We start from the raw sequence: 19,793 nt of genomic DNA on the forward strand, positions 1-19,793 counted from the left end.
AGCGACGGTGTCCTGACGCACCGTTGCGGCGTTGCCGGATTCGTCAAGGTATCTGTCGGCAACGCGCTACTAGCCCCTTGTTGACACCGGGAGCCAGCGACACTGAACTTCCCGTCGCGAAGGGGACATCTGTGATGACCACCTCGCCCGTCGAGCGGGCTGCCGACCAGTTCGTCACGGCTCTTGCACAGTGGCGTTCCGATCGGGGAATGACGAAGAAGCAGCTCGCCGCGCGCATGGGTTTCGATCCCTCCTACGTCAGCCATGTGGAGGGTCGCCGGCACAAGCCGACCGAGGACTTCGCGCGCCGGGCCGAGGCGGTGCTCGCCGCCGGCGGGGTGATCTGGCAGCGATTCCAGGAGTACGACGAACTGCGGCACGCCCGCGGCACGGCTACTCACCGTGATCCTCCGGTGCCGACCCAGTGGATGCCGCCGGGCACCGGGCTGATCGTCGAGCAGGAGGTCGCCGAGCTCGAATACATCGACCGGGCCTACCGGTGCCGAATACACCGGTCGCTCTACAACGCCGGGAACGAGCCGGTCACCCGCTACCTGATGAAGATCTCGGTGGATCGATACCCGAGCGACCCGTCCGGCTCCAACCGGCACCACCGGCAGCACCCGCTGACCTGGGAGGAGCTGGACATAGAGGCGAGCGCCGGAGAGGGCGACGCCGAGGAGCCGATGCAGCGCCGGCTCAAGCTGGACCGGGACGCGTCCAAGGAGGTCTGGCTGCTGTTCGCCAACGAGCACGGCCAATTCCCCCTCTATCCCGGCGAGCGGACCACGATTTCGTATGCGTACACCGTCGGCGAGGAGAAGTGGGGGCAGTGGTTCCAGCGCGCGGTGCGCCTGCCGACCCGCACTCTCACCGTGCGGCTGAACTTCCCGGTGCACTTCGAGCCGCAGGTGTGGGGCGTGGAGACGTCCCTGGCCGCAGAGGTACCCGTACGGACGCCGCTGGAACGCCACAACGAGGACGATCGTGCGATCTTCGAGTGGTCCACCGACCAGCCGCTGCTGAACGCGCGTTATCGGCTCGAGTGGCGGTTCCGCGGAGCCGGGGCGCCCGTATATGAGGACAGCCCGCCGCTCAACGGCCACTCCCTGACCGCGCCGTCGGCGCCGCCCGCCATGCCGTTCCTGCCCGAGCAGCGGGCGTCGCATCGGATGCGCGGCATCGGCATCGTGCAGCGCGGGTCGGATCTGCTCAGGCAGCGGGCCCGGCACTTCCAGCTGCCCCGCGAGGAGGACAGCGCCCAGGAGGCGGTGACCTCGCTGCTCAACTCCCTGCAGCGGCTCGAGGCGCTGCACGACTTCAGCAAGGGCGTGGGCCTGTCCGCCCCGCAGATCGGCTTATCGGTCGCCGCCGCGGTGGTGCGCCCGCCGGAGCGCGACGGTGAACCGGTGGTGCTGCTCAACCCCCGCATCGTCGGCGAGTCCGGCGACACCGACAGCCAATACGAAGGCTGTCTGTCCTTCTTCGACTACCGCGGCCAGGTCTGGCGGCCGCTGCGCATCGAGGTCGAGCACGCCCGCTTCGACGGCACCCGGGTGATCACGTCCTTCGAGCTGGCCATGGCGCGCCTGGTCGGCCACGAGATCGACCACCTGGAGGGTCGGCTCTACGTGGACCGGATGGCGGCCGACGCGGCGCTGGTACCCGTCTCCGACTACCAGCAGACCGGCCAGCCCTGGACCTATTAGTTAAACGCGTCATATTTGACGCGGATCGAGGGCACCTGCAACTCGGCCAGGGTCTTCAGGGTGGCCTTGACCATGGCGCCCGAGCCGGAGACGAAGAAGTCGTGCTCGTTCCACGGGCCATATCGAGCGACCACGTCGGAGATGTTGCCCTGCTCGCCGGGGAAGGTCGGGTCGTCGCTGCACGCGGTCACCACGGACAGCCACGGATAGCGGGCCGCCAGCCGATTCAGCTCGGCCAGGTCGTACAGGTCGTCGCGGTCTTTCGCACCGAAGAAGACGTGCACCCACCGCGTCCGGTTGTAGCGGGTGAGCTCCTCGAGCAGGGACCTGATCGGCGCCAGGCCGGTGCCGCCGGCCACGAAGACGGCGTCGCGGGTGGATCGGCGATCGAGGTTCATCGTGCCCATCGGGGCGGCCAGCTTGATCATGTCGCCGACCCGCAGTCGTCGCACCAGCGCGCTGGACACCCAGCCGGCCCCGATCGCGCGCACGTGGAACTCGATCGTGTTGTCGCGGCGCGGGGCGTTCGCGGGTGAATAGGTGCGCCACAGCCGGGGTTGGATGCGCGGGCATTCGAGGCTCAGGTATTGGCCGGCGCGGAACTCCAGCGGCTGCATCGGGGCCACGGTGAAGACCGCTATGTCGTTGCCGCGACGCTCGTGCGAGACGACCTCGGCGTACCAGTAGGGCGGATTCGGGTCGGCCTCGGCGCCGGCCAGCATGCGTGCGGCGATCACCGCGTACGCGTCGGCCCAGGCCTGGTCGTACTCGACGCCCCACTGCTCGCCGGCGTAACTGCGCATGGCTTCGATCAAGGCTCCGCCCACCACTTCGTAGTGTTCCGGTTCCACGTGGAACTTGCGGTGATCGCGGCCGAGCGCACGCAGGTACTCGTCGAACTTCTCCGGGTCCTCCAGCGTCTGGACCGCGGTGACGATCGCGTTCAGCAGCCGGGAGCGCTGCACATCCATGTGCACCGGGAAGAGGTCGCGCAGCGCCGGGTAGGACAGGAAGATCCGCGCGTAGAAATGGCCCGCGACCTTGTCCTGATGCTCCTCGACGAGGCTCCAGCTTTCCTTGAGCAAACGCGCGAGGTCTCCCATATGACTCAGGGTGGACATGGCAGTCGGGTAGGCGACGCACGCTCAGTGCGATTGATGCCGTAACCTTCCCCGACACGCCGCGCCCTATCGTTGTGCGGGTGACCAGCGCCCTTGATCGTCCGACCCGCACCCACACGGGCATCGAGATCGTTCTCGTCCTGCTGCTGTCCCTCGGCGCGAGTGCGGTCTACGCGGTCGTTTCGCTGATCGCCAAGCTCACCGCCGGGCCGCCACTGTCACAGCAGACGGCCACGCTGAACCCGTCGCAGTCGCCGCGGCCGTACCTCGATCTCACGTACCAGATGCTCGGGATCTTCTTCGCCCTTGTCCCGGTCGTGCTCGCGCTCTATCTCCTCGGCCGCCGGCGCTCCGCGCTCGGCCGGCCCTTTCTCCGCCCCGGCTTCGACGTGGGCTGGGGTTTCGGCCTGGCCGCGGCCATCGGCATCCCAGGCCTTCTCCTGGTGTACGCGGCCGCGCAGCTCGGGTTGAACGCCCAGATCGTGCCCGCCGCCCTGCAGCCGGTCTGGTGGGCGGTGCCGGTGCTGATCCTCAAGGCGCTGGAGAACGCGATCGTCGAAGAGGTGATCGTCGTCGGCTACCTGGTCACCAGGCTGCGCGACGACCTCGCGTGGCGGCTGTGGCTGGTGGTCGGTGCTTCCGCGGTCCTGCGCGGGTCCTACCACCTCTACCAGGGCTTCGGCGCGTTCGTCGGCAACGCGGTGATGGGCGTGGTGTTCGCCCTCTTCTTCCTGCGCTTCAAACGCGTGATGCCGCTGGTCATCGCCCATGCACTGCTCGACATCGTGGCGTTCGTGGGCTACACCCTGCTGCCCGACTCCTGGCTGAGCTGGCTGTAGAACCGGACCGCCCGGGTGCCCATCGTGCGGGCTGCCGACCGGCTGGTGATCAGCGCGGTCAGCACCGTGGTGCCCGGATAGAGCTTGTTGATGCCCTTGATCAGCGTCCAGGTGGCGGCCTGCGCGGACGCCATCCGGCCGAGCCGCCAGACGGCGTCGGTCAGGGAGGTGTCCTCCTCATAGGCCGGCTGCTCGGCGGTGGTCAGGGCGGTCTCGGCGTCCTCCGGGGTGGCGTGCACCTGGGTGAGGACGAGGAGTTCGATGGCGCGCCGGCGGTCGGTCGGGTCGAAGCCGTAGGCCGCCGCCACGTGCAGGATGAGCTCGGCATAGGTGACCGCGTTGCTGCCGAGCAGGGCGATCGGCACGTAGGAGCCGGTGGCGGCGGCGAAGAGGCTGGCCACGCCGCCGAAGCGGACGAATTGGCGCTCCGCGAGACGGGCCAGGGCCTGGTTGGTGGCGGTCGGGTAGGTCTCGCGGGTGCGGCGGGACCATTCGGCGGCTCGCGGGCCGGTGGTCTGGACCGCGGCGAGGGCCAGCAGTTCGGGGGCGTGGCCCGGGTCGGCGATCAGCTTGGCCCAGGCGTCGGTGGGGGGCTTTTCCTTTCCGCTTCCGCTTCCGCTGAGAGTGGGGGTGCGTGCCGGCAGTTGCGTCGGCACGGGGACCGCCCTCTCGTTTGGCTTTGTTTCTGCTTTTGTTTCCGCCGGTGCTGCGGGCTCGGTGATCGGCTCCGGCGCGGGGGTGGGCTGCTTCGGGGTGATCGGCCCGCCAGTCGTTGCCTTTCGGGGGGTCCGCTTGGCCGGAGCCGGCCTGGGGGACCTGGCCGGCTGGGTTTGGGTGGCCTCGATCGGCTCGTCCTGGGTGGGGCGTGTCTGTTCGGGGATCACCGGGGTTGGCTGCGCCTTCGCTGGCTGGGATGTCGCGGGGCGCGCTGCGGCCGGATCGACCTGCGCCGGCTGGGCCTTTGCGGGCTGAGCCTTCGCGGGCTGAGCCTGCGCGGGTTGGGCTTTGACGGGCTGAGCCTGCGCCGCGGGTTGAGCTTTCGCGGGTTGGGCCTGCGCGGGTTGGGCTTTGACGGGCTGAGCCTGCGCCGCGGGTTGAGCTTTCGCGGGTTGGGCCTTTGCCGGTTGGGCCTTTGCCGGTTGGGCCGGCACTGGCTGCGCGGTGGTTGAGGCGGTCGACACTGGCTCGACTGTTGTCTGCTGGGCGGGGGTGACCTGTGCTGGAGTCGCCTTCGCTCTGCGGGCTGCCCTGGCTGGTTTTGCCGCTTTTGCTGGGGGCTGTGCGTCGGTCTGTGTCGAGGGCTCTGCTGGCTGCGCCGTGGAGGGCTGGGCAGGAGTTGACGGCTGGGCGGGAGCTGTCGGTTGGGCGGGAGATGTCGGCTGGGCGGCCGCCTTGCGAGGGGTGGGCTGGCGGCGCGCCGACGGGGTGGTGCCACGGTCGGGTGCTTTGCGCGTACCCGGAGAGGTTTTCCGGGCGCGGCGAGCGGGAGTTTCCGGGGAGCCGGACCCCGACGGCGCGGCTTGTCCCGACCCGGAGCCGGACTCGGCCGGCGCGCTTTCGCCGGACGGCGTGGCCGCACCCGATGTCTGGCCGGCCTCGGGCGGAGAGCTTTGGCCGGACGCCTGGCTCGGCCTGGGCGGAGAGCTCTCGGCCGAAGCCCCGCCGGACCTGGACGTCGAGCTTGCGGCTGTCGTCTCGCCTGAGCCGGAGGTCGATCTCGGGGCTGAGCCGGCGCCGGGCCGCGAGCGTGACCTTGATCCGGCCGCCGTGCCGGAGCGGGGCGCCGAGGAAGCGTCGCCGGCTTCGGGAGGCTGGAAGGTCACCGGAGGAGCTGGTCGGGGCGTGCGTCGGCCAGCGCGCTCGGCCGGTTTGTCCGGCGGCGTCGGCTGGTCAGGCGTGCTGAAAGCGGCCTCCGGAGAGCGCTTGCGCGGCTCCTTCTCCTCCATCCGCGGAAGCCTAGCCGCACGTGGCCGATTTCACCCGTTGCGAACCGCAGCACCGAGCAGGCGGACCTCTTTGCCCGGCCCTGAGCGGGTCCGGTATCCTCAGCGTTCGGTGGCTGCGTGCCGCCGGGGAGACTTCGCCTAGTCTGGTCTATGGCGCCGCACTGCTAATGCGGTTGGGGTTTTATAGCCCCTCCCGGGTTCGAATCCCGGAGTCTCCGCTCGCTCCGGGCAGCATCCCCAGGCAAGGGCATCGATGGAAGCCTGCGCCCGGGAGCCGACCGGGACGACATGCTAGTGTCGTCACCTGGCTGAGCACTCAGCAGTCAAGCGAAACTGCGCCCGTAGCTCAATGGATAGAGCATCTGACTACGGATCAGAAGGTTAGGGGTTCGAGTCCCTTCGGGCGCGCCAATCATGTAAGGCCGTGAGCTGCGGAAACGCGGGCCACGGCCTTCTTTGTTTCCCATTTCCGGCCCGCTCGATCCCATCCTTTGGCCGGCGGTACTCCGATGGTGCTCGGTGGGTTCCCACCATCGATACGACTTGATCTATGCGGAGGTTCGCGCCATCGTTCGTGCACCTGGGCGGCGGCGCCAAAGGCTTCCGCCGCCCAGCACCAAGGTCGCGGCGTTGAACGCCGTCACCATGGCAGCGTCGCCCGGGGTTCCAATCGGATCCCGGCGCGTGGCTCTTCGATCGTTCCGCTTCGTAACGGCTGGGGTGCTGGCTTGGACGTAGGATCATCTGGTAGGAGGTGGAGTCGATGGCGAGCTTCGGAAGTGCGCCGCCTGGTTCGCGGTATGCCGACCAGAGGCACTACGTCGTTGCCGCCAGCTTGGCCGATCTGCGCGGTCCGATCAGTGGCGTGGTCACGCTTGATCGATCGCTGGACTGGTCCGGCGACAGCGACTACGACCTGGACGATGCTGGCGACCTCCAAGTCATGTATCAGACCGTGTTAAACCAGGCAGCGAACGCCGAGGATCTGTATCGGTGGCTCGACGGCGACACTCTCGTCCGGCTGTGGCCAGATCTTTGGCTACCCGCCCGGGTGCGTGCGCTGTGGCAAGCGCGGTTCGCGGAGCTGGCGATCCCGCCGAGGACGCTGGCCGGCTGAGGATGGACCAAGGCCTGCTGAGGCTGGCAGAGATCGGACTCCGGGTTGCCGGCCGCTATGGCTTCGCGCTGGCGGGCGGAGGTGCTGTTCAAGCGCACGGCCTCCTCGACCGGCCAAGTGAGGACATTGATCTCTTCACCGCTTGGGATCGGCGGGATGAGTTCTCGGCCGCGGTCGAAGCGGTGACAGCGGCGTACGGCGCTGAAGGCTATGCCGTCGAGGTGAGTCAGCAGTTCGAGACCTTCGCGCGGCTTGCTGTGACCGATCCCGCCGAACCGGACTCTCCGAACAAGGTCGAGCTGGCGGCGAACTGGCGACTGCAGCCGCCGGTGATGATGGACGTGGGACCCGTCCTTCACATAGACGACGTCGTTGCAGGCAAGATGTCCGCACTCTTCACACGGGCTGAGCCGCGTGATTTTCTGGACGTCGATGCCGCAGTGACGTCGGGCCGATACACACGCGAGCAACTGATCGAACTCGCTCAGACCGCCGACGCGGGCTTTGATCAGCGAATTCTGGCGGACCTGTTGGCGATGCTGCAGAGGTATCCAGACCGACGCTTCGCCGCTTACGGAGCCGACCCGGCTCACACCTCCGCGATGAGAAAGCGCTTCGCGGAGTGGCGTGACCATCTTCTTGCCGAAGGCGACTGAGGCTGCATCGATGGGATCGTGGAGCCGTGCGGAGCTGAATGAGTTGATCGCGGAGGCGGTCGTACAAGGCGGAGCGCCGTGCAGCGCGCGAGGTGGTCGGTAGGTACCACGAAGCCGAGCTGGCGAAGCTGGTGGCTCGTGTTGGTGAGGCCGTCGATCGTCATCGCGCCGGTGAGCTGGACGCGTTCGAGGTCGACGAGGTGGTGTTTCAGTACTCGCGGGCGGCCAAGGAGCTGTGGAAGTTCTGCAACCCGGGCCCGGTGGAGTCGGCCGCGTCGATGATTCAGGATTATCCGCCGCGACGTAGCGGTCACGCTGCTGGTCGATCTGCGGGATCTGGCGTTCCTGGACGGCGAAACGGACGGGTTCGAGGAGCGGATGCGGCTGCTGCGGGTGGCGCACGCGCGTAAGCCGAGCCTGCTTGACCGGCTGGCCCGCGTCCGGCTTGATTGATCAGGATGGACGCGGATGCTGAGGTAGCCGGGCTTCGCCGTGAGCTGGAGCGGCTACGGGCCGAGAACGTCCGGCTGTCCCGCCTGCTCGAGCTGGGTGGCCAGGACACCGAGCCGGCGCCGGAGCAGCTGGCGGCCGGGCGGCTCGTCACCATGGCCTCGCCGGTCGAGGACAAGCTGCGCCTCTATGCGGGTCTTTTCAAGGCCAGGACCGATGTGTACGCGGTGCGCTGGGATAACCCCCGGACCGGGGCGAGTGGCTGGATGCCCGCGGTGGCCGGCGGCTGGCGTAAGGGCATGGATCGGCGGAGCGCGCCGCACCTGCGATTTACGCCCGAGGTCGTCGCGTCGCACCTGGTCGGCGACAACTTCATCGGGATGTATCCGCTGCTCAGGAACAACACCTGCCACTTCTTGGCGGCAGACTTCGACGGGGCCGCGGCGATGCTGGATGCGCTCGCTTACGTGAAGGCGGCTCGTGCTGCCGGTATCCCTGCGGCGTTGGAGATCTCGCAGTCGGGGCGCGGCGCCCACGTCTGGGTGTTCTTCGGCGGCGCAGTCACGGCCTCGGTCGCTCGGGCGGTAGGCACCGTGCTGGTTCACGAGGCGATGGTGTTGCGCGGGTCGATGGATCTGCGCTCATACGATCGGCTCTTCCCCAACCAGGACGTGCTCCCGGAAGGCGGTTTCGGCAACCTGATCGCCGCGCCACTGCAAGGCCGCCGACGCAGGGACGGGCTGACGGCTTTCCTTGACCTCGCCACCCTGGAGCCGCATGAGGATCAGTGGGCGTTCCTGTCGACGCTGGACCGGCTCAGCCCCGGCGACGCCGAGCGCGTGGCCCGCCGGGCCAAGCGTGCCGCGGTAGGCGCTGACGTCTCGTCGTTGAGCAGGTCGGAGGCGACCCGGGTCAATCCGCCGCTTCCGAAGATCGTCCAAGCCGAGCTGGGCGCCACTCTCAGCCTGGCATCGGCGCAGCTCACTCCCGCGGCACTCGCCACGTTCAAGCATGCGGCATCGATCGCGAATCCGAAGTTCTACGAGCTTCAGCGCCTACGAAAGTCCACGTGGGACACGCCCCGCTTCGTCCGCGGCTACGACATGACGCTGGACGATCGTCTGGTCCTGCCACGCGGTCTCCGTCATACGGTCGCGGAGATCGTCGACCGTGCCGGGTCACGGCTGGCGCTGACCGACGTACGCAATCCTGGTAGTGAGATCGAGGTCGCGTTCAGCGCCGAACTGAGCACCAAGCAGAACGCAGCGGTGAGCGCGATGCTCGCCCACGACGATGGTGTGCTGGTGGCGCCGCCCGCATCCGGGAAGACGGTCATGGCCTGCGCGGTGATCGCCGAGCGCAGCACCTCGACCCTGGTGCTGGTCGATCGGAAGGCGCTGGCCGAGCAATGGCGTACCCGAATCCAAGAATTTCTCGGCATCCGCGCCGGCCAGGTAGGCGGCGGGCGTCGCAAGCTCACCGGGATCGTGGACGTGGCGATGCTTCCGTCGCTGACCCGCCGCGACGACGTCACCGAGTTGACCAGCGGTTACGGCCAGATCGTCGTCGACGAGTGCCACCACCTGGCCGCAGCCGCTTACGACCACTCGGTCAAGAACATCAGTGCTCAGTTCTGGCTGGGCCTGACCGCCACACCCACCCGCCGCGACGGACTTGGCGAGATCGTCACCTGGCAGCTCGGCCCGATCCGGCACACCTTGGCCGACGAGGACCAAGGCACCCTCCTGGACACCGCCGGCCTGGGGACCGGGCCGGCCCGGATCCTGCACGTTCACGAGACGTCGTTCCGCTCCTCGGCGCCCCCGGACGTGCTGGCCGAGGTGCACCGGACCCTCGTCGAGGACGAAGCCCGCAACACGCAGATCGCCTCCGACGTCGCTGCAGCCATGGCCAGGGGCCGGAACTGCCTGGTGCTGACGCGGCGCGTCGCGCACGTGAAGCTCCTCGAGTCGCTGCTGGCTGAGCGCGGGCACAAGGCGATGGTGCTGCAGGGCGGTATGTCCGTGACCGACCGCCGAGCCGCGGTCAGCCGCCTCGCCGACACCAGGCCTGGCGATGGTGTCCTGGTCATCGGGACGACACCCTTCATCGGCGAAGGCTTCGACGCCCCCGCTCTCGACACCCTGTTCCTCGCCGGCCCCATTTCCTTCGACGGCCTCCTCATCCAATGCGCCGGCCGTGTGATTCGCCCAGCCCCGGGCAAGGACACCGCCGAGGTGCACGACTACTACGACGTCCAGACGCCGGTGCTGGCCGTCTCACTGCAGCGACGCATGCCGGGATACCGGAAGCTCGGCTTCAGCGAGCGTTAGGCCCTCTTCGTTCTCGTCACTTCTGGTTGGCGCCTGACGCAGTTCTGTGAGGTTGTCGTGATCGGCCAGGTCGGCACTCTGGTCGCTCGCTGGGTCGACAAGATTTAGCACTTCATCCGCGGCCTGCTGAGAAGTCTGCGCAAGCTGCATCCGACGCTCGACGACCTCGCCGACATCTTCTCCCGGCTGAGCGGCCGGAATCGGGCTCTGGCCCGTCAAGACCCCACCCATCCGGCTGATGGAAGCGGGACTGCCGTACCGGTCGCCCCATCCCGACGCCTTCGACGCCGAATCGGTGGCGGCCGGATGCGCCCTGGCCCACTGGAAACGATACGGCCTCGACGGCTCGTCGGTGCGATCGCCGACGATCTTTCCAACCTGGATGAGGTTGTGGACGTGGCCTTGAGAGGACTAGACCGATGACACCCGACGAAGCCGTCGAGGCAATGGCCGACCGCCTGATGGTGATCGATTACCAGAGACCGGTCACCGGTCCTGGTCGAAGGCTGCGCTCCTGCGCGAGCACTTCCGGCGGATGGCGCTGTGGGTGGACCGGTTCGGGTGTGAGACGCGTACGCCGTTCTTCGACCTCGCGCTGTGCGTCGATCCGAGTCTGCGAGCCGACCAGGCTGTGATCGATCGTGTCGTGGAGGACGTACCGCGCGTCGGCCCTAACGCAATCACGCGGCTGGCGCCGTTCATCCTGCACTGGACTGCGCTGCGGGCCACGCCCGGCTTCTCGATGCCGGCGGATCTGGACGACCCGTTCGACCCGCTGATCTGGGTCTTCGAGCGCGACGGCAGCTTCCACATGGAAAACGGCGAAGTCAACCTCGAGTACCTGACCTTGTTCCCACGAGTGTGGCGGACCGATCTCGCGCCTCTGAAGGCTTTCGGACAGCAGGATTTGGACGAGATCGACCGGGCGGGGTCGATGGCCGCGTTCGGCTATGTCCTCGGCCCGGACGACGAGCCCGCCCATTCCGGGGCTGGTCGGGTCTATTCCCGCGACCCGAAGTCCGGCACTCTCGTCCGAGCTGACGCGGAGGCTGGCCGCTCGCACGCGGAGGAGCCGGCCGGGACGTCCGGGGCGACTTGATCAATCGGTCGGGGCCCGAACGACTGCATGCAGGCGAGTGCCGCTGTGCACGCGTCGGGATCGTCATGGGCCTGGGTCTGGGCGATGGCTGGGCAAACCCTCGTCGACCCGCGCACCGGACGGGTCATGAACCCGAGCCTGGCGGAATACCACCTTCCCGTGCACGCCGACATTCCATCGATCGATGTGTCGTTCCTGGACGACCCAGACCCGAACACCGACTCGGCATCCTCGGCGCCGGCGAGGTGGATGATCACGGGCAGGGCTCCGGCAAAGACGGGTCGCTAGACTCCGCGCATGCAGCACTGTCCACATTCCTCCACAAAACGCACCGCGATCGGGGCGCTACTGCTGGTCTTGGCCATGGCCGGCTGCGACTCCAAGGCGGAATCGTCCTCCGGTGCCACGTGGTCGAGCCCTGACACCGCCCCTACCGCGGCCGACTCCCTCGCTTCTTCCGCCCCAAGTTCCCGTGAGGCCGAACCTTCCGCATCTTCCTCCCCCGTCGCGGACGAGTCACGGGAAGTGAAGACGGCACCAAAGCCCAAAGCGCCAAAGAAGACGGAGGCGCCGAGCGGGGGCGGCACCAAGTACCCGGAGTGTGCCGACGGCGACTGCAAAGTGTCCTTCTCCGGTTCGGTCAAATTCTCACTCCGCAAGTGGACGGTGTCGGCTTCCGTGGAGGATGGTGGTGTCAGGGTGCAACTGACCAAACCCAATGGCTTGGGCGGCGGCGGCGGCTTCCTGGCAGGACCGGGATGCGCTGTGGAGCTACACGCCGACGGCGGCGGGCGACTCGGGTGTGACAACCCCGAAGCCGAGCCTGAACCGGGAGGGTACGTCGTACGCCTGCTGAAACTGGACGGGGACACCGCAGCCATCCGAGCGATGCTGGGCTGACTGCGAGCACATGCCGGTCCGCGGTCGCCGACCACCACCAGCCCGGGAAGTGTTCGAGTCCTGCGCAGGTCCTTAATCGTCGCTCTCACGTCTACCTCGGCCCGATAGGCGCAGGAGCTCTCGAAAATCGAGATCGGCGAGAGATCTTGCTGGTTTCAGCGGTACATGCCAACCCATGCCCGGAGGCGCTTCAACACCGCAGGGTGCACATCTACCATCTCGATTCGTTCGGCGATGATCGCGGGATCGATGAGGCCTTCGCGGATCAGGGCGTGGGCGAAGGCGTTGTCCTTCTCGCGTCCGGCGACGAGCTTTGAGACGACGCAGTCGTGTGGGTCGAGGGTGTAGCCCCGTCCCGGATGGGTGCTCTGACTTTCGACCAGCACCAGCCGATCGCGCCATCCTTGAGGGAGCGTCGCCGTGGTCACACTGACACCCTGGGCGTAATAGCCGTTCATCTCGTGGAACGGCGACAGTTCGCCGATCGCGCCGTCGACCCGGTCGGCCTTGCGGTCGCCCGGGTCGTCGAAGAACGCGACGTCGACTTCCATGGACGCGGTCGCTTCCAGCGGTAGCCGCTCTTCCGGGATGGAACCCAGCAAGGATTGGCTACCGATGACCAGGACGTCCGGGTCGCCGGCGATCTGACACGCGGACCGTAGAACGTGTTCCAGCTGTTCGCGCCTCACGCCGCCCGCACCCATCCAGTTCGGCTGAAGGCGCTGAGGATCTGCCTTCGCTGCTCTTGCGGAAGGACTCCGGCGAAGGGCGAGTTCTGCCGGAGCTCGATCGACTCGGGATCCTGTGAGGTCAGCGCCTTGAGGACCACCACTGGACCGGCTTCGATCTTCTCCTGCCACTTCGTCAGCCAGACCTCGGCCATAGTTCCTTGGTGCTGGCCGATTAGCCGTTCCAGATTCTGCCGAGCCTTGTCCAGCACAAGATCGGGGTCGGTGACGAGGCTGCCGGCCACCGCTTGATGCAGCCATAGCGATTTCAGCTGGTCACGCGTCAGCTCTTGCCTTGGTCGCAGCAGCGCTTCCACGTCGGCCCGCTCGATTCGGCGGTGCTTGCCGACCATGACGAACGGCAGGTCTCCGCGCTCACACAGGTTGACGACCTGCTGACGCGACGTGCCCAGCAGTTGCGCAGCCTGACCCGTGGTCAGGAGACCGCCAGATGTCGTCGTCACAGGATCGAGAATAGCTCTAAACACCAAAAACACAAATCTTGACGTGGTCAAAACGGACAGCAGGGCCGAAAGCTCGGCCGGCTGGGCTGAGTGGGTCAGCCAGCCTTGCGGGATGAGGGTGGCGGCTGCGTACCGCGAGGCAGAGCGCCTTGACCCCATCGGGCAGGCCGTCGCGGAGGACCCGCAGCGGGTCTTCCTTCTGGGCCAAGACCAGGACCCGCTTGCCGTGCGCCATGAGATGGCAGATCAGGTTGCGGATGGAGTGCGTTTTTGCCTGTACCGGGTGGGCCCTGCACGGCGACGTCGCGGTTACGGGCCAGTCGTTGCGCAATGGATTCTCGGGTCTCATTGGTCGGCAGGGGCATGAGGAGCCGGCCGCCGACCGGTGGCCAGCGCTGCGGCTCGTCGCCCGGCATTTGCAGTTTGCCGGGTTCGTGGGCCAGCACGGATGCCAGCGCGCCCACACTGTCGATGTCCCCGCCGACGAGACGGTCGCGCAGCCGCTCCAGGAACCTGCGCAGCACCCGTTGTCGGGGTCGAACAAACAGCACACCGGTGTCGTGGATGTGCTTTCAGTCATCGAGGCCTGCAAGATCGAGGCGTTCCAGCAGACTGGGCTTGCGCGCGTGGACCGCCCGCAGCTGAGTCAGGCGCCTCCGGAACGTGGAGGCCCTGCCGTCCTGTTCGGCGAGGTCGCGCAGGTCGACGAGCGTTTGCACGGCCTTGTCGTACTCCTGCGGCTTCTTCGTGGCGATGCATTCGTCGATCCGCTGCCAGGCGGAGTCCAGGTCGACTTCCAGCGACTGTACGCAGCGCAGCCAGCCGAGATAGAGCAGGCGCAGGTCGCCGGCGGCAAGGCTGGCCCGAACGCCGATGATCGAGGCGAGCAGCCCCTCTCCGCCGATGTCCCACTCGTCGGTGCCGTCCTCGTCCTCACGATTGAGGTGCAGGATGACGTTCTTGCCACTGGTCCAGGCGGCCGCTCGGTCACCCACGCAGTAGTCGGCGACGATCGCGGGGTCGAGCACGCGCTTCGGCAACCGGAGCATGAGTTCGCGCGTGCCCCAATTGGTCAAGTAGAGGTGTGCGTCGAAGTACCGTTCCATGAGCTTGCGCGGGTCGCCTTTGAAGTTGCCCCACTCGTAGGTGTTGACGAAGCTGGTGGCGGTGATCTCGGCGCGGGTGGACAGCGACCGTAGTTCGGCCTGTTCGCGGATGGTGAGGGGCCGGTCGGCGGCGGTGAACTCGTAGTACTGGTACTCGCTCACCGTGTTCCTACCGTCCGGCCCAGTGCCGATAGGCGTCGATCCAGGCGGTGCCCTCCGGCGGCGGCGTCGGTAGCGGTAGGTCGAGCAGGTCGATCCGCTGCCGATCGCGGCCGCGCACGCAGATCGCGACGATGCTGTCACCCGTCAGGTCGACCTTCTTCACGGTGACCTCGACGCCGAGGACGGTGGTGATGAACGGCACGACAAGGTGTTCTTCGATCATGGTGAACAGGCCGGTGAGCTGCTCGTCCTCGTTGTACGCGTCGACTGTGGCCTCTTCGATCATCGCCTCGAGTGCCGCGTCCCGCTTCGATGCCATCGGCGGAGAATAGCGAACCGTCGCAAAAGGTTCGAAGCCCCGATACGCAACGATCGCCCGATCGATGCGATGGCCGATTCTCGTCGATCTGAGTCGGGAGGTGTTGGTGTCCCTCTTGCCGCCGTCGGAGCGGAGATCAGATCGTGTGGATCGTGATCAGTCTTCGAGGCCCGCGAGGTCGTCGGCATTGCGCGTGTAGATGACGGCGTCGTGCGCGTGCGTGGTTGCGGCGATGAGCAGGTCCATCACTCGCACTCTCGGCTGGCGGCCCGTCTCGACGACGCGTGCCGCCAACCGTGCGCAGCTGTCAGCGATGGCTTCGTCGATGGGGAGCGGGTCGAAACGCCGTTGAATGGCGCTGAGTCGTGCCAGGCGCAGCGCTCTCGCCTCGGCGGTTTCGCGGCCAGGACTCCGAACTGGAGTTCGGCGAGATTCGCAATGCTGATGGCCAGTTCGCCGGGATCGGCGTTACGTCGGTCGCGATAAGGATGCTGGTGTCGAGGATGCGCGCGCCGCATGTAGTGGAGGTCCAGCGCAGAAGCCAGGCCGGCGCCGCCCAGGACCAGCGGAAAACGCTGGTGACGGCCATTTTGTTTTCCCACATTCTGCGGGTGGTGGACGGTCCGCGAGTCGGGTTCAGCACAGGCGGTGTCGCCGGGTCTCCCGTCGGCCGGGAGGCCCGGCGCGTCGGGTCAGGCGAGGGTCTTGCAGAGGTTCTCCATTGTGCCGAGCTGAACGGGGACCTCCCGGACACCACCTGGTCGGTCGATCACGACGAAGTCGCCGTGGGTGATGTAGTCGCCGCCCGGAAACCCCGTGTTGGCCGCCCGCACCGGCAGGGCGTTGTGGCCCTTGAGCTGCTGGATTCTCGTGCCGTCGGGCAGGCGGTACACGCGGATGCTGCCGGTCGCGTCGCGCACGACCGTCCGGTGGTTGCTGGTGTTGGTGTACCGGATGACCAGCACCCCCTTGAAGTCCTGCACCTGCGGCGAGCCGTCCGGGAAGGTCGCGGGTGTGCGCATCCACTCGTGGTCGGCGACGATGTCACCCTTCACCTCGAAGGAGCAGACCTGCCCCGCCGGGATGACGAACGGCGGTGTGCTGGTCGGCTCCCAGCCGCCGCCACCTCTAGCGGGCGCGGCGTCGTTGTCGGCCGGTGCGGCGGCCGCCGGTCCCGCGATCACCAGCACCAGACCCGCCGCCAGGAGCAGTATCTTTCTCATTCGCATGGCTACCTCCGAACATCCGTGACGCTGTCGGAGGAAATGGTGGGGTCAGCCGGTGCGGCGGCTCCACGATTCGTTTCTCGCCGAATGGTCGGCGTGCACCGCGGCGCCCAGCAGTTCGGTGCCGAGCAGTGTGCGCTGGTACAGCACCGACCGCCCCGAACGGCGGGCCGCGACCAGGCCCGAGCGGCGCAAGATCGACAGGTGTTCGCTGACCGACGCTGCGCTCAGTCCGAGGTCTCGGGCAACCTGGGTGGTGGACAGCGGTAGGTCCAGCGTCGCCAGCAGCTTCGCCCGGCTGCGCCCCAGCAGGTCTGCGATCGACGGTGCCGGCCGCCGCGCCGACCCGTCCCAGACCTGCCCGACCCCCCGCGGGCTGTAGATCAGCTTCGGTGCCCGCGGATCGGTCTCGACCATTAGCGAAGGCCACACGAACACACACGGCACCAGCAGTATCCCGGCCCCGTCGAGCCGGCTCTGCATCTGCCAGGTGGGCCACCGGATTCGCAGCGCATCCTGCGCGTACTCCAGTTCCGGATGCAGGTTGCCCAACAGCCGCACGATCCCACCGGACGTCAGCTGGTCGGCCCGGTAGCCCATCTCGGCGTCGAGCAGCCCGGCCAGCCGCGGCCAGATCGGCCCGATCGCGGCCGTCCAGTAAGCCTGCACCTCGGCGGCGAGCCGGCCCAGCTGACGTTCCGGGTCCTCGTACAGCGGGAGCAGCGCTTTCGGTAGGCCGGCCGTGGCGCCGAGAAGGTCAAGTTGCTCCCGCACGACGGCTTCCGGGGTGGCGCGCACGCGGTCCAACTCGTCGGCGAACCTCGTGTCCGTGCGCTCCGGTGATGGTGTCAGGAAGTCCGGGAGGTATCGGGGATCGGCCTGCAGCGGGCCGAGCAGGTCGAGTCGCAGGCCGGCCAAGGCGCCCCGGACCGAACGGGCCCACGGCAGGTGCATCTGCATCCGGTCGGCGCGACCACCGATCCTCATGCTGGCCATGAGCTCGTGCATAGGCGAGCGAGCAAACCGGATCCGCGCCAGGTCAGCCGACTCGCACAACAGCTCGATCACCCATTGACGGTAACGTGCTTGCCGCGCCGCCGGTGTACGCGCTCGATCCGATCGGTGGACGGCAACCCGCGATGCGCCTCGCCGGGCTGCACCGTAGGCGACGGCGTGGATTGCGGGACAGTGTGGGATGCGCTGGATGGATACGCTGCCCGCATGGCCGACGAAGTTCGTGCCGAGCCGGAGGCGATCGTCCGGTTGGCGAAGGTCACGCTGTCGTCCGCCGACGCGATGAGCGACGGCTGGTCCGCGACCCAGGGCGTGGTGGCTCCGCCTGCGTCCGCGTTCGGCAACTCGATGTCCGGCGCCCCGTTCGCGGCGTCGGCGGTGGGTGCCGAGGCGTCCACGGACACCACCTGGCGGCGCATCGTGCAGGTCTACGAGAACGATGTGGACAAGCTCTACCGGGTGGCGTTCGCCTATCAGCAGGCGGACAGCGAGGCCGCCGAGCGGCAGCGCCGGGCCGGCGGACACGGGAAGCAGCCGATATGACGAACCCGTTCGTTCCTCCGCCCGACCCGGTGACCACGGACAACATCTGGGACCTCGAGGCGGACCCGGGCGCGCTCAGTTCGGCGGCCATCGCCTGGCGTGCCTTCGGCCGTAAGGCGGGTGTGGCCCGCGACCAGGTGAGCGACGCGGCCGCCGCGTTGCGGGGCGACGCCTGGTCCGGTGACGCGTCCGACACCTACCACGATCACCTGCGGAAACTCGGCAAGAGCGGCACCGAGGTCACCGAGGCGGCCACGGTTTTCGCGGATGCCCTGGACGCCGGTGCGACCGCTCTGACCCACGCGCAGAACGCTCTGGACGGATCGTTGTCCCGCGTTCGCGCGGCCGTCCCGACCGTCGTCAGCGGCCGGTCGGTCACGTTCAATCCGCGCGACGTCGAGGACATCCCGCCGATCAACACCGCGATTCTCGAGGCCGTGCAGATCCGCGGTGATCTGGACGGCGACCTGGTCACTCAGAACGGCCGGATGGACAGCGCCAAGAACGAGTTGGACTCGCTGTCCGGGGTGTGGAACTCGGTGGCGCAGGGCACCGACGACGGCTGGAAACTGCCGGCCGAGGCGAGCGGGACGAGCTGGATCTACGACGGCAACTCGGTGGTTCTGAACACCGGTCCGGGCGACGACAAGGTCTCCGTGCGGGTCGATCCGCGCACCGGCGAGCAGATCGTCACCGTCAACGGCGTCGAGACCACCTTCCCGCCGAACTACGCGATCACCGTGCGGGCCGGCGAGGGCAACGACACCGTCGACGTGGCACCGGGCACGAAGGTCGGGCTGACGCTGCTCGGCGGCAAGGGCGACGACATCCTGCGCGGCGGCGACGGTGCGGACCGCATGCTCGGCCTGGACGGCAAGGACACCGTCGAGGGCCGCGGCGGCGACGACCGCATCACCCTCGGAGCGGGCCGCAACCACATCGGCGACGAGGACCGCAGCAAGCCGGTCACCGAGAGCGCCGATGGCGGCGACGGCAACAACCGGGTGTACGGCGGCCTGGGCAACGACGCCATCAAGGCCGGATCCGGCAACGACCTGATCGAGGGCGGCGAGGGCTGGGACACCCTGGACGGCGGCGCGGGCGGCGACACCCTGCGCGGCAACTCGGGCTCGGACAACCTCATCGGCCGGGACGGCAACGACATCCTCGACGGTGGCGCCGACCGTGACTACCTGGAGGGCGGCACCGGCGACGACCGGCTGACCGGCGGCCTCGGCGACGACACGCTCTACGGCATGGACGGCAACGACCAGCTGGACGGCGGCGAAGGCCAGGACTACCTCGAGGGCGCCAAGGGCAACGACACCCTGACCGGCGGCACCGGCAACGACATCCTGTCCGGCGGCCGGGACGACGACGTGATCAGCGGCAACAGCGGCGACGACGTGGTCTACACCGGGCACGGCCGGGACACCGTCGACGCCGGCGCCGGAGCCGACAAGGTCTACGGCCAGAACGAGGACACCGTCGCCAACTCCGAGAAGGTCATCACCATCGACATCTCGGACCAGGCGAAATACGTCAAGATCGAGGGCTCGCCGGACTTCGTCGCCCGGGTCGAGGCGGACATGGACATGCTGCGCGCCTCGCCCACCGGCCAGCAGATGCTCGGCAACCTGCAGAAGGCCCACGAGGACAGCAGCGCCTTGTTCTATGACGGCAACGGGCTGACCATCCGCGAGACGACGGACGAGAACGGCTACGCCCGTGAGGAGTCGCACTGGTACTCCTGGCCGCGCGAGAGCTACGAGATCAAGTACAACCCGTCGTTCGACACGCTCCACTCCGGGCCGCCGGTCGTGGTGCTCTACCACGAGATGGCGCACGTCTACGACTACACGAACGACACCCTCGCCGACGGCGAGTACGACCAGGGCGGCACGGAGGTGCCGAACCGCGAACGCGAGGCCGCGGGCCTGCCCATCGACCACGACGACGACCCGAGCACCCCGGAGCAGATCTATCCCGACCACCCGTACGTGTACACCGAGAACGGCCTCCGCGAGGAGCTCGGCGCACCGCACCGGCCGAGGTACTGAG

19 protein-coding genes and 2 tRNA genes are annotated in these 19,793 nt (G+C 67.9%); 11 read left to right on the forward strand and 10 right to left on the reverse strand.

The window, feature by feature from the left end; all coding sequences use genetic code 11:
- Positions 1–134: 134 nt before the first annotated feature.
- Positions 135–1,709 (forward strand): peptide deformylase, encoded by a 1,575-nt coding sequence (locus ACZ6TI_RS06000; protein WP_465343867.1) that lies wholly within the window; start codon positions 135–137, stop codon positions 1,707–1,709.
- Here the strand turns inward: ACZ6TI_RS06000 and ACZ6TI_RS06005 are convergent.
- The gene (locus tag ACZ6TI_RS06005; RefSeq protein WP_465343868.1) at positions 1,706–2,812 is read right to left on the reverse strand and encodes a globin domain-containing protein; all 1,107 of its coding nucleotides are present in this window, start codon (positions 2,810–2,812) and stop codon (positions 1,706–1,708) included. The genes ACZ6TI_RS06000 and ACZ6TI_RS06005 overlap by 4 nt on opposite strands.
- Before the next feature lie 98 nt (positions 2,813–2,910).
- Between ACZ6TI_RS06005 and ACZ6TI_RS06010 the strand changes: the two genes are divergently transcribed.
- The gene (locus tag ACZ6TI_RS06010) at positions 2,911–3,669 is read left to right on the forward strand and encodes a CPBP family intramembrane glutamic endopeptidase (protein ID WP_465343869.1); all 759 of its coding nucleotides are present in this window, start codon (positions 2,911–2,913) and stop codon (positions 3,667–3,669) included.
- Here the strand turns inward: ACZ6TI_RS06010 and ACZ6TI_RS06015 are convergent.
- Positions 3,630–4,325, reverse strand: a complete 696-nt coding sequence (locus ACZ6TI_RS06015; RefSeq protein WP_465343870.1) for a hypothetical protein — start codon at positions 4,323–4,325, stop codon at positions 3,630–3,632. The two genes, ACZ6TI_RS06010 and ACZ6TI_RS06015, sit on opposite strands and share 40 nt — an antisense overlap.
- A gap of 1,417 nt (positions 4,326–5,742) precedes the next feature.
- On the opposite strand from ACZ6TI_RS06015, the gene ACZ6TI_RS06020 reads away from it, so the two are divergent.
- The 5 genes from ACZ6TI_RS06020 to ACZ6TI_RS06040 all read left to right on the forward strand — a co-directional run bounded on the left by ACZ6TI_RS06020 (position 5,743) and on the right by ACZ6TI_RS06040 (position 10,171).
- Positions 5,743–5,833: transfer RNA gene (locus ACZ6TI_RS06020), tRNA-Ser, on the forward strand.
- A 117-nt stretch (positions 5,834–5,950) separates the two neighbouring features.
- A tRNA-Arg gene (locus ACZ6TI_RS06025) sits at positions 5,951–6,026 on the forward strand.
- 352 nt (positions 6,027–6,378) lie between these two features.
- Positions 6,379–6,732, forward strand: a complete 354-nt coding sequence (locus tag ACZ6TI_RS06030) for a hypothetical protein (protein WP_465343871.1) — start codon at positions 6,379–6,381, stop codon at positions 6,730–6,732.
- A 2-nt stretch (positions 6,733–6,734) separates the two neighbouring features.
- Positions 6,735–7,388 carry a nucleotidyl transferase AbiEii/AbiGii toxin family protein gene (locus ACZ6TI_RS06035; protein WP_465343872.1) on the forward strand — a complete coding sequence of 218 codons (654 nt, stop codon included), beginning with the start codon at positions 6,735–6,737 and terminating at the stop codon, positions 7,386–7,388.
- Positions 7,389–7,993: 605 nt separating this feature from the next.
- A complete protein-coding gene (locus tag ACZ6TI_RS06040; protein ID WP_465343873.1) occupies positions 7,994–10,171 on the forward strand; it encodes a TOTE conflict system archaeo-eukaryotic primase domain-containing protein in 2,178 nt (725 codons plus the stop codon).
- On the opposite strand, the gene ACZ6TI_RS06045 is transcribed toward ACZ6TI_RS06040, so the two are convergent.
- The gene (locus tag ACZ6TI_RS06045; protein ID WP_465343874.1) at positions 10,118–10,402 is read right to left on the reverse strand and encodes a hypothetical protein; all 285 of its coding nucleotides are present in this window, start codon (positions 10,400–10,402) and stop codon (positions 10,118–10,120) included. The two genes, ACZ6TI_RS06040 and ACZ6TI_RS06045, sit on opposite strands and share 54 nt — an antisense overlap.
- A gap of 304 nt (positions 10,403–10,706) precedes the next feature.
- Here ACZ6TI_RS06045 and ACZ6TI_RS06050 point away from each other — a divergent pair, with 304 nt between their 5' ends.
- Together ACZ6TI_RS06050 and ACZ6TI_RS06055 are read left to right on the forward strand one after the other, a co-directional pair.
- On the forward strand, positions 10,707–11,270 hold the full coding sequence (locus tag ACZ6TI_RS06050) for a hypothetical protein (protein WP_465343875.1): 564 nt from the start codon (positions 10,707–10,709) through the stop codon (positions 11,268–11,270).
- 525 nt (positions 11,271–11,795) lie between these two features.
- Entirely contained in the window at positions 11,796–12,170 is a 375-nt protein-coding gene (locus ACZ6TI_RS06055; RefSeq protein ID WP_465343876.1) for a hypothetical protein, read from the forward strand.
- A gap of 155 nt (positions 12,171–12,325) precedes the next feature.
- Here ACZ6TI_RS06055 and ACZ6TI_RS06060 read toward each other — a convergent pair whose 3' ends face one another.
- From ACZ6TI_RS06060 to ACZ6TI_RS06090, 7 genes are all read right to left on the reverse strand, one after another.
- Positions 12,326–12,859: a DUF6036 family nucleotidyltransferase gene (locus ACZ6TI_RS06060; RefSeq protein ID WP_465343877.1), complete on the reverse strand. Its 534-nt coding sequence runs from the start codon at positions 12,857–12,859 to the stop codon at positions 12,326–12,328.
- Positions 12,856–13,362 carry a helix-turn-helix domain-containing protein gene (locus ACZ6TI_RS06065; protein WP_465343878.1) on the reverse strand — a complete coding sequence of 169 codons (507 nt, stop codon included), beginning with the start codon at positions 13,360–13,362 and terminating at the stop codon, positions 12,856–12,858. Before ACZ6TI_RS06065 ends, ACZ6TI_RS06060 begins: the two co-directional genes overlap by 4 nt.
- A gap of 572 nt (positions 13,363–13,934) precedes the next feature.
- Positions 13,935–14,630 (reverse strand): hypothetical protein, encoded by a 696-nt coding sequence (locus ACZ6TI_RS06070; RefSeq protein ID WP_465343879.1) that lies wholly within the window; start codon positions 14,628–14,630, stop codon positions 13,935–13,937.
- Positions 14,631–14,637: 7 nt separating this feature from the next.
- The gene (locus ACZ6TI_RS06075) at positions 14,638–14,949 is read right to left on the reverse strand and encodes a hypothetical protein (RefSeq protein WP_465343880.1); all 312 of its coding nucleotides are present in this window, start codon (positions 14,947–14,949) and stop codon (positions 14,638–14,640) included.
- A gap of 156 nt (positions 14,950–15,105) precedes the next feature.
- A complete protein-coding gene (locus tag ACZ6TI_RS06080; protein ID WP_465344296.1) occupies positions 15,106–15,327 on the reverse strand; it encodes a PIN domain-containing protein in 222 nt (73 codons plus the stop codon).
- Positions 15,328–15,641: 314 nt separating this feature from the next.
- Complete coding sequence (locus ACZ6TI_RS06085; RefSeq protein WP_465343881.1) at positions 15,642–16,172, reverse strand: hypothetical protein; 531 nt, start codon at positions 16,170–16,172, stop codon at positions 15,642–15,644.
- A 51-nt stretch (positions 16,173–16,223) separates the two neighbouring features.
- Positions 16,224–17,171, reverse strand: a complete 948-nt coding sequence (locus ACZ6TI_RS06090) for a helix-turn-helix domain-containing protein (RefSeq protein WP_465343882.1) — start codon at positions 17,169–17,171, stop codon at positions 16,224–16,226.
- Positions 17,172–17,396: 225 nt separating this feature from the next.
- On the opposite strand from ACZ6TI_RS06090, the gene ACZ6TI_RS06095 reads away from it, so the two are divergent.
- Both ACZ6TI_RS06095 and ACZ6TI_RS06100 read left to right on the forward strand, forming a co-directional pair.
- A complete protein-coding gene (locus ACZ6TI_RS06095) occupies positions 17,397–17,732 on the forward strand; it encodes a WXG100 family type VII secretion target (RefSeq protein ID WP_465343883.1) in 336 nt (111 codons plus the stop codon).
- Positions 17,729–19,792, forward strand: coding sequence for a M91 family zinc metallopeptidase (locus ACZ6TI_RS06100; RefSeq protein ID WP_465343884.1), 2,064 nt, complete (start codon positions 17,729–17,731; stop codon positions 19,790–19,792). The genes ACZ6TI_RS06095 and ACZ6TI_RS06100 overlap by 4 nt, the downstream gene beginning before the upstream one ends.
- Position 19,793: the final 1 nt, after the last annotated feature.

It is taken from the genome of Actinoplanes sp. NPDC051388 (genome assembly GCF_055586225.1).

Excerpts from the sequence above, each read along its gene's own strand:
- ACZ6TI_RS06000 (WP_465343867.1), top strand. The coding sequence starts at position 135 with ATGACCACCTCGCCCGTCGAGCGGGCTGCCGACCAGTTCGTCACGGCT.
- ACZ6TI_RS06005 (WP_465343868.1), bottom strand. The coding sequence starts at position 2,812 with ATGGGAGACCTCGCGCGTTTGCTCAAGGAAAGCTGGAGCCTCGTCGAG.
- ACZ6TI_RS06030 (WP_465343871.1), top strand. The coding sequence starts at position 6,379 with ATGGCGAGCTTCGGAAGTGCGCCGCCTGGTTCGCGGTATGCCGACCAG.
- ACZ6TI_RS06035 (WP_465343872.1), top strand. The coding sequence starts at position 6,735 with ATGGACCAAGGCCTGCTGAGGCTGGCAGAGATCGGACTCCGGGTTGCC.
- ACZ6TI_RS06040 (WP_465343873.1), top strand. The coding sequence starts at position 7,994 with ATGGCCTCGCCGGTCGAGGACAAGCTGCGCCTCTATGCGGGTCTTTTC.
- ACZ6TI_RS06045 (WP_465343874.1), bottom strand. The coding sequence starts at position 10,402 with ATGGGTGGGGTCTTGACGGGCCAGAGCCCGATTCCGGCCGCTCAGCCG.
- ACZ6TI_RS06050 (WP_465343875.1), top strand. The coding sequence starts at position 10,707 with ATGGCGCTGTGGGTGGACCGGTTCGGGTGTGAGACGCGTACGCCGTTC.
- ACZ6TI_RS06075 (WP_465343880.1), bottom strand. The coding sequence starts at position 14,949 with ATGGCATCGAAGCGGGACGCGGCACTCGAGGCGATGATCGAAGAGGCC.
- ACZ6TI_RS06085 (WP_465343881.1), bottom strand. The coding sequence starts at position 16,172 with ATGAGAAAGATACTGCTCCTGGCGGCGGGTCTGGTGCTGGTGATCGCG.
- ACZ6TI_RS06090 (WP_465343882.1), bottom strand. The coding sequence starts at position 17,171 with ATGGCCAGCATGAGGATCGGTGGTCGCGCCGACCGGATGCAGATGCAC.
- ACZ6TI_RS06095 (WP_465343883.1), top strand. The coding sequence starts at position 17,397 with ATGGCCGACGAAGTTCGTGCCGAGCCGGAGGCGATCGTCCGGTTGGCG.
- ACZ6TI_RS06100 (WP_465343884.1), top strand. The coding sequence starts at position 17,729 with ATGACGAACCCGTTCGTTCCTCCGCCCGACCCGGTGACCACGGACAAC.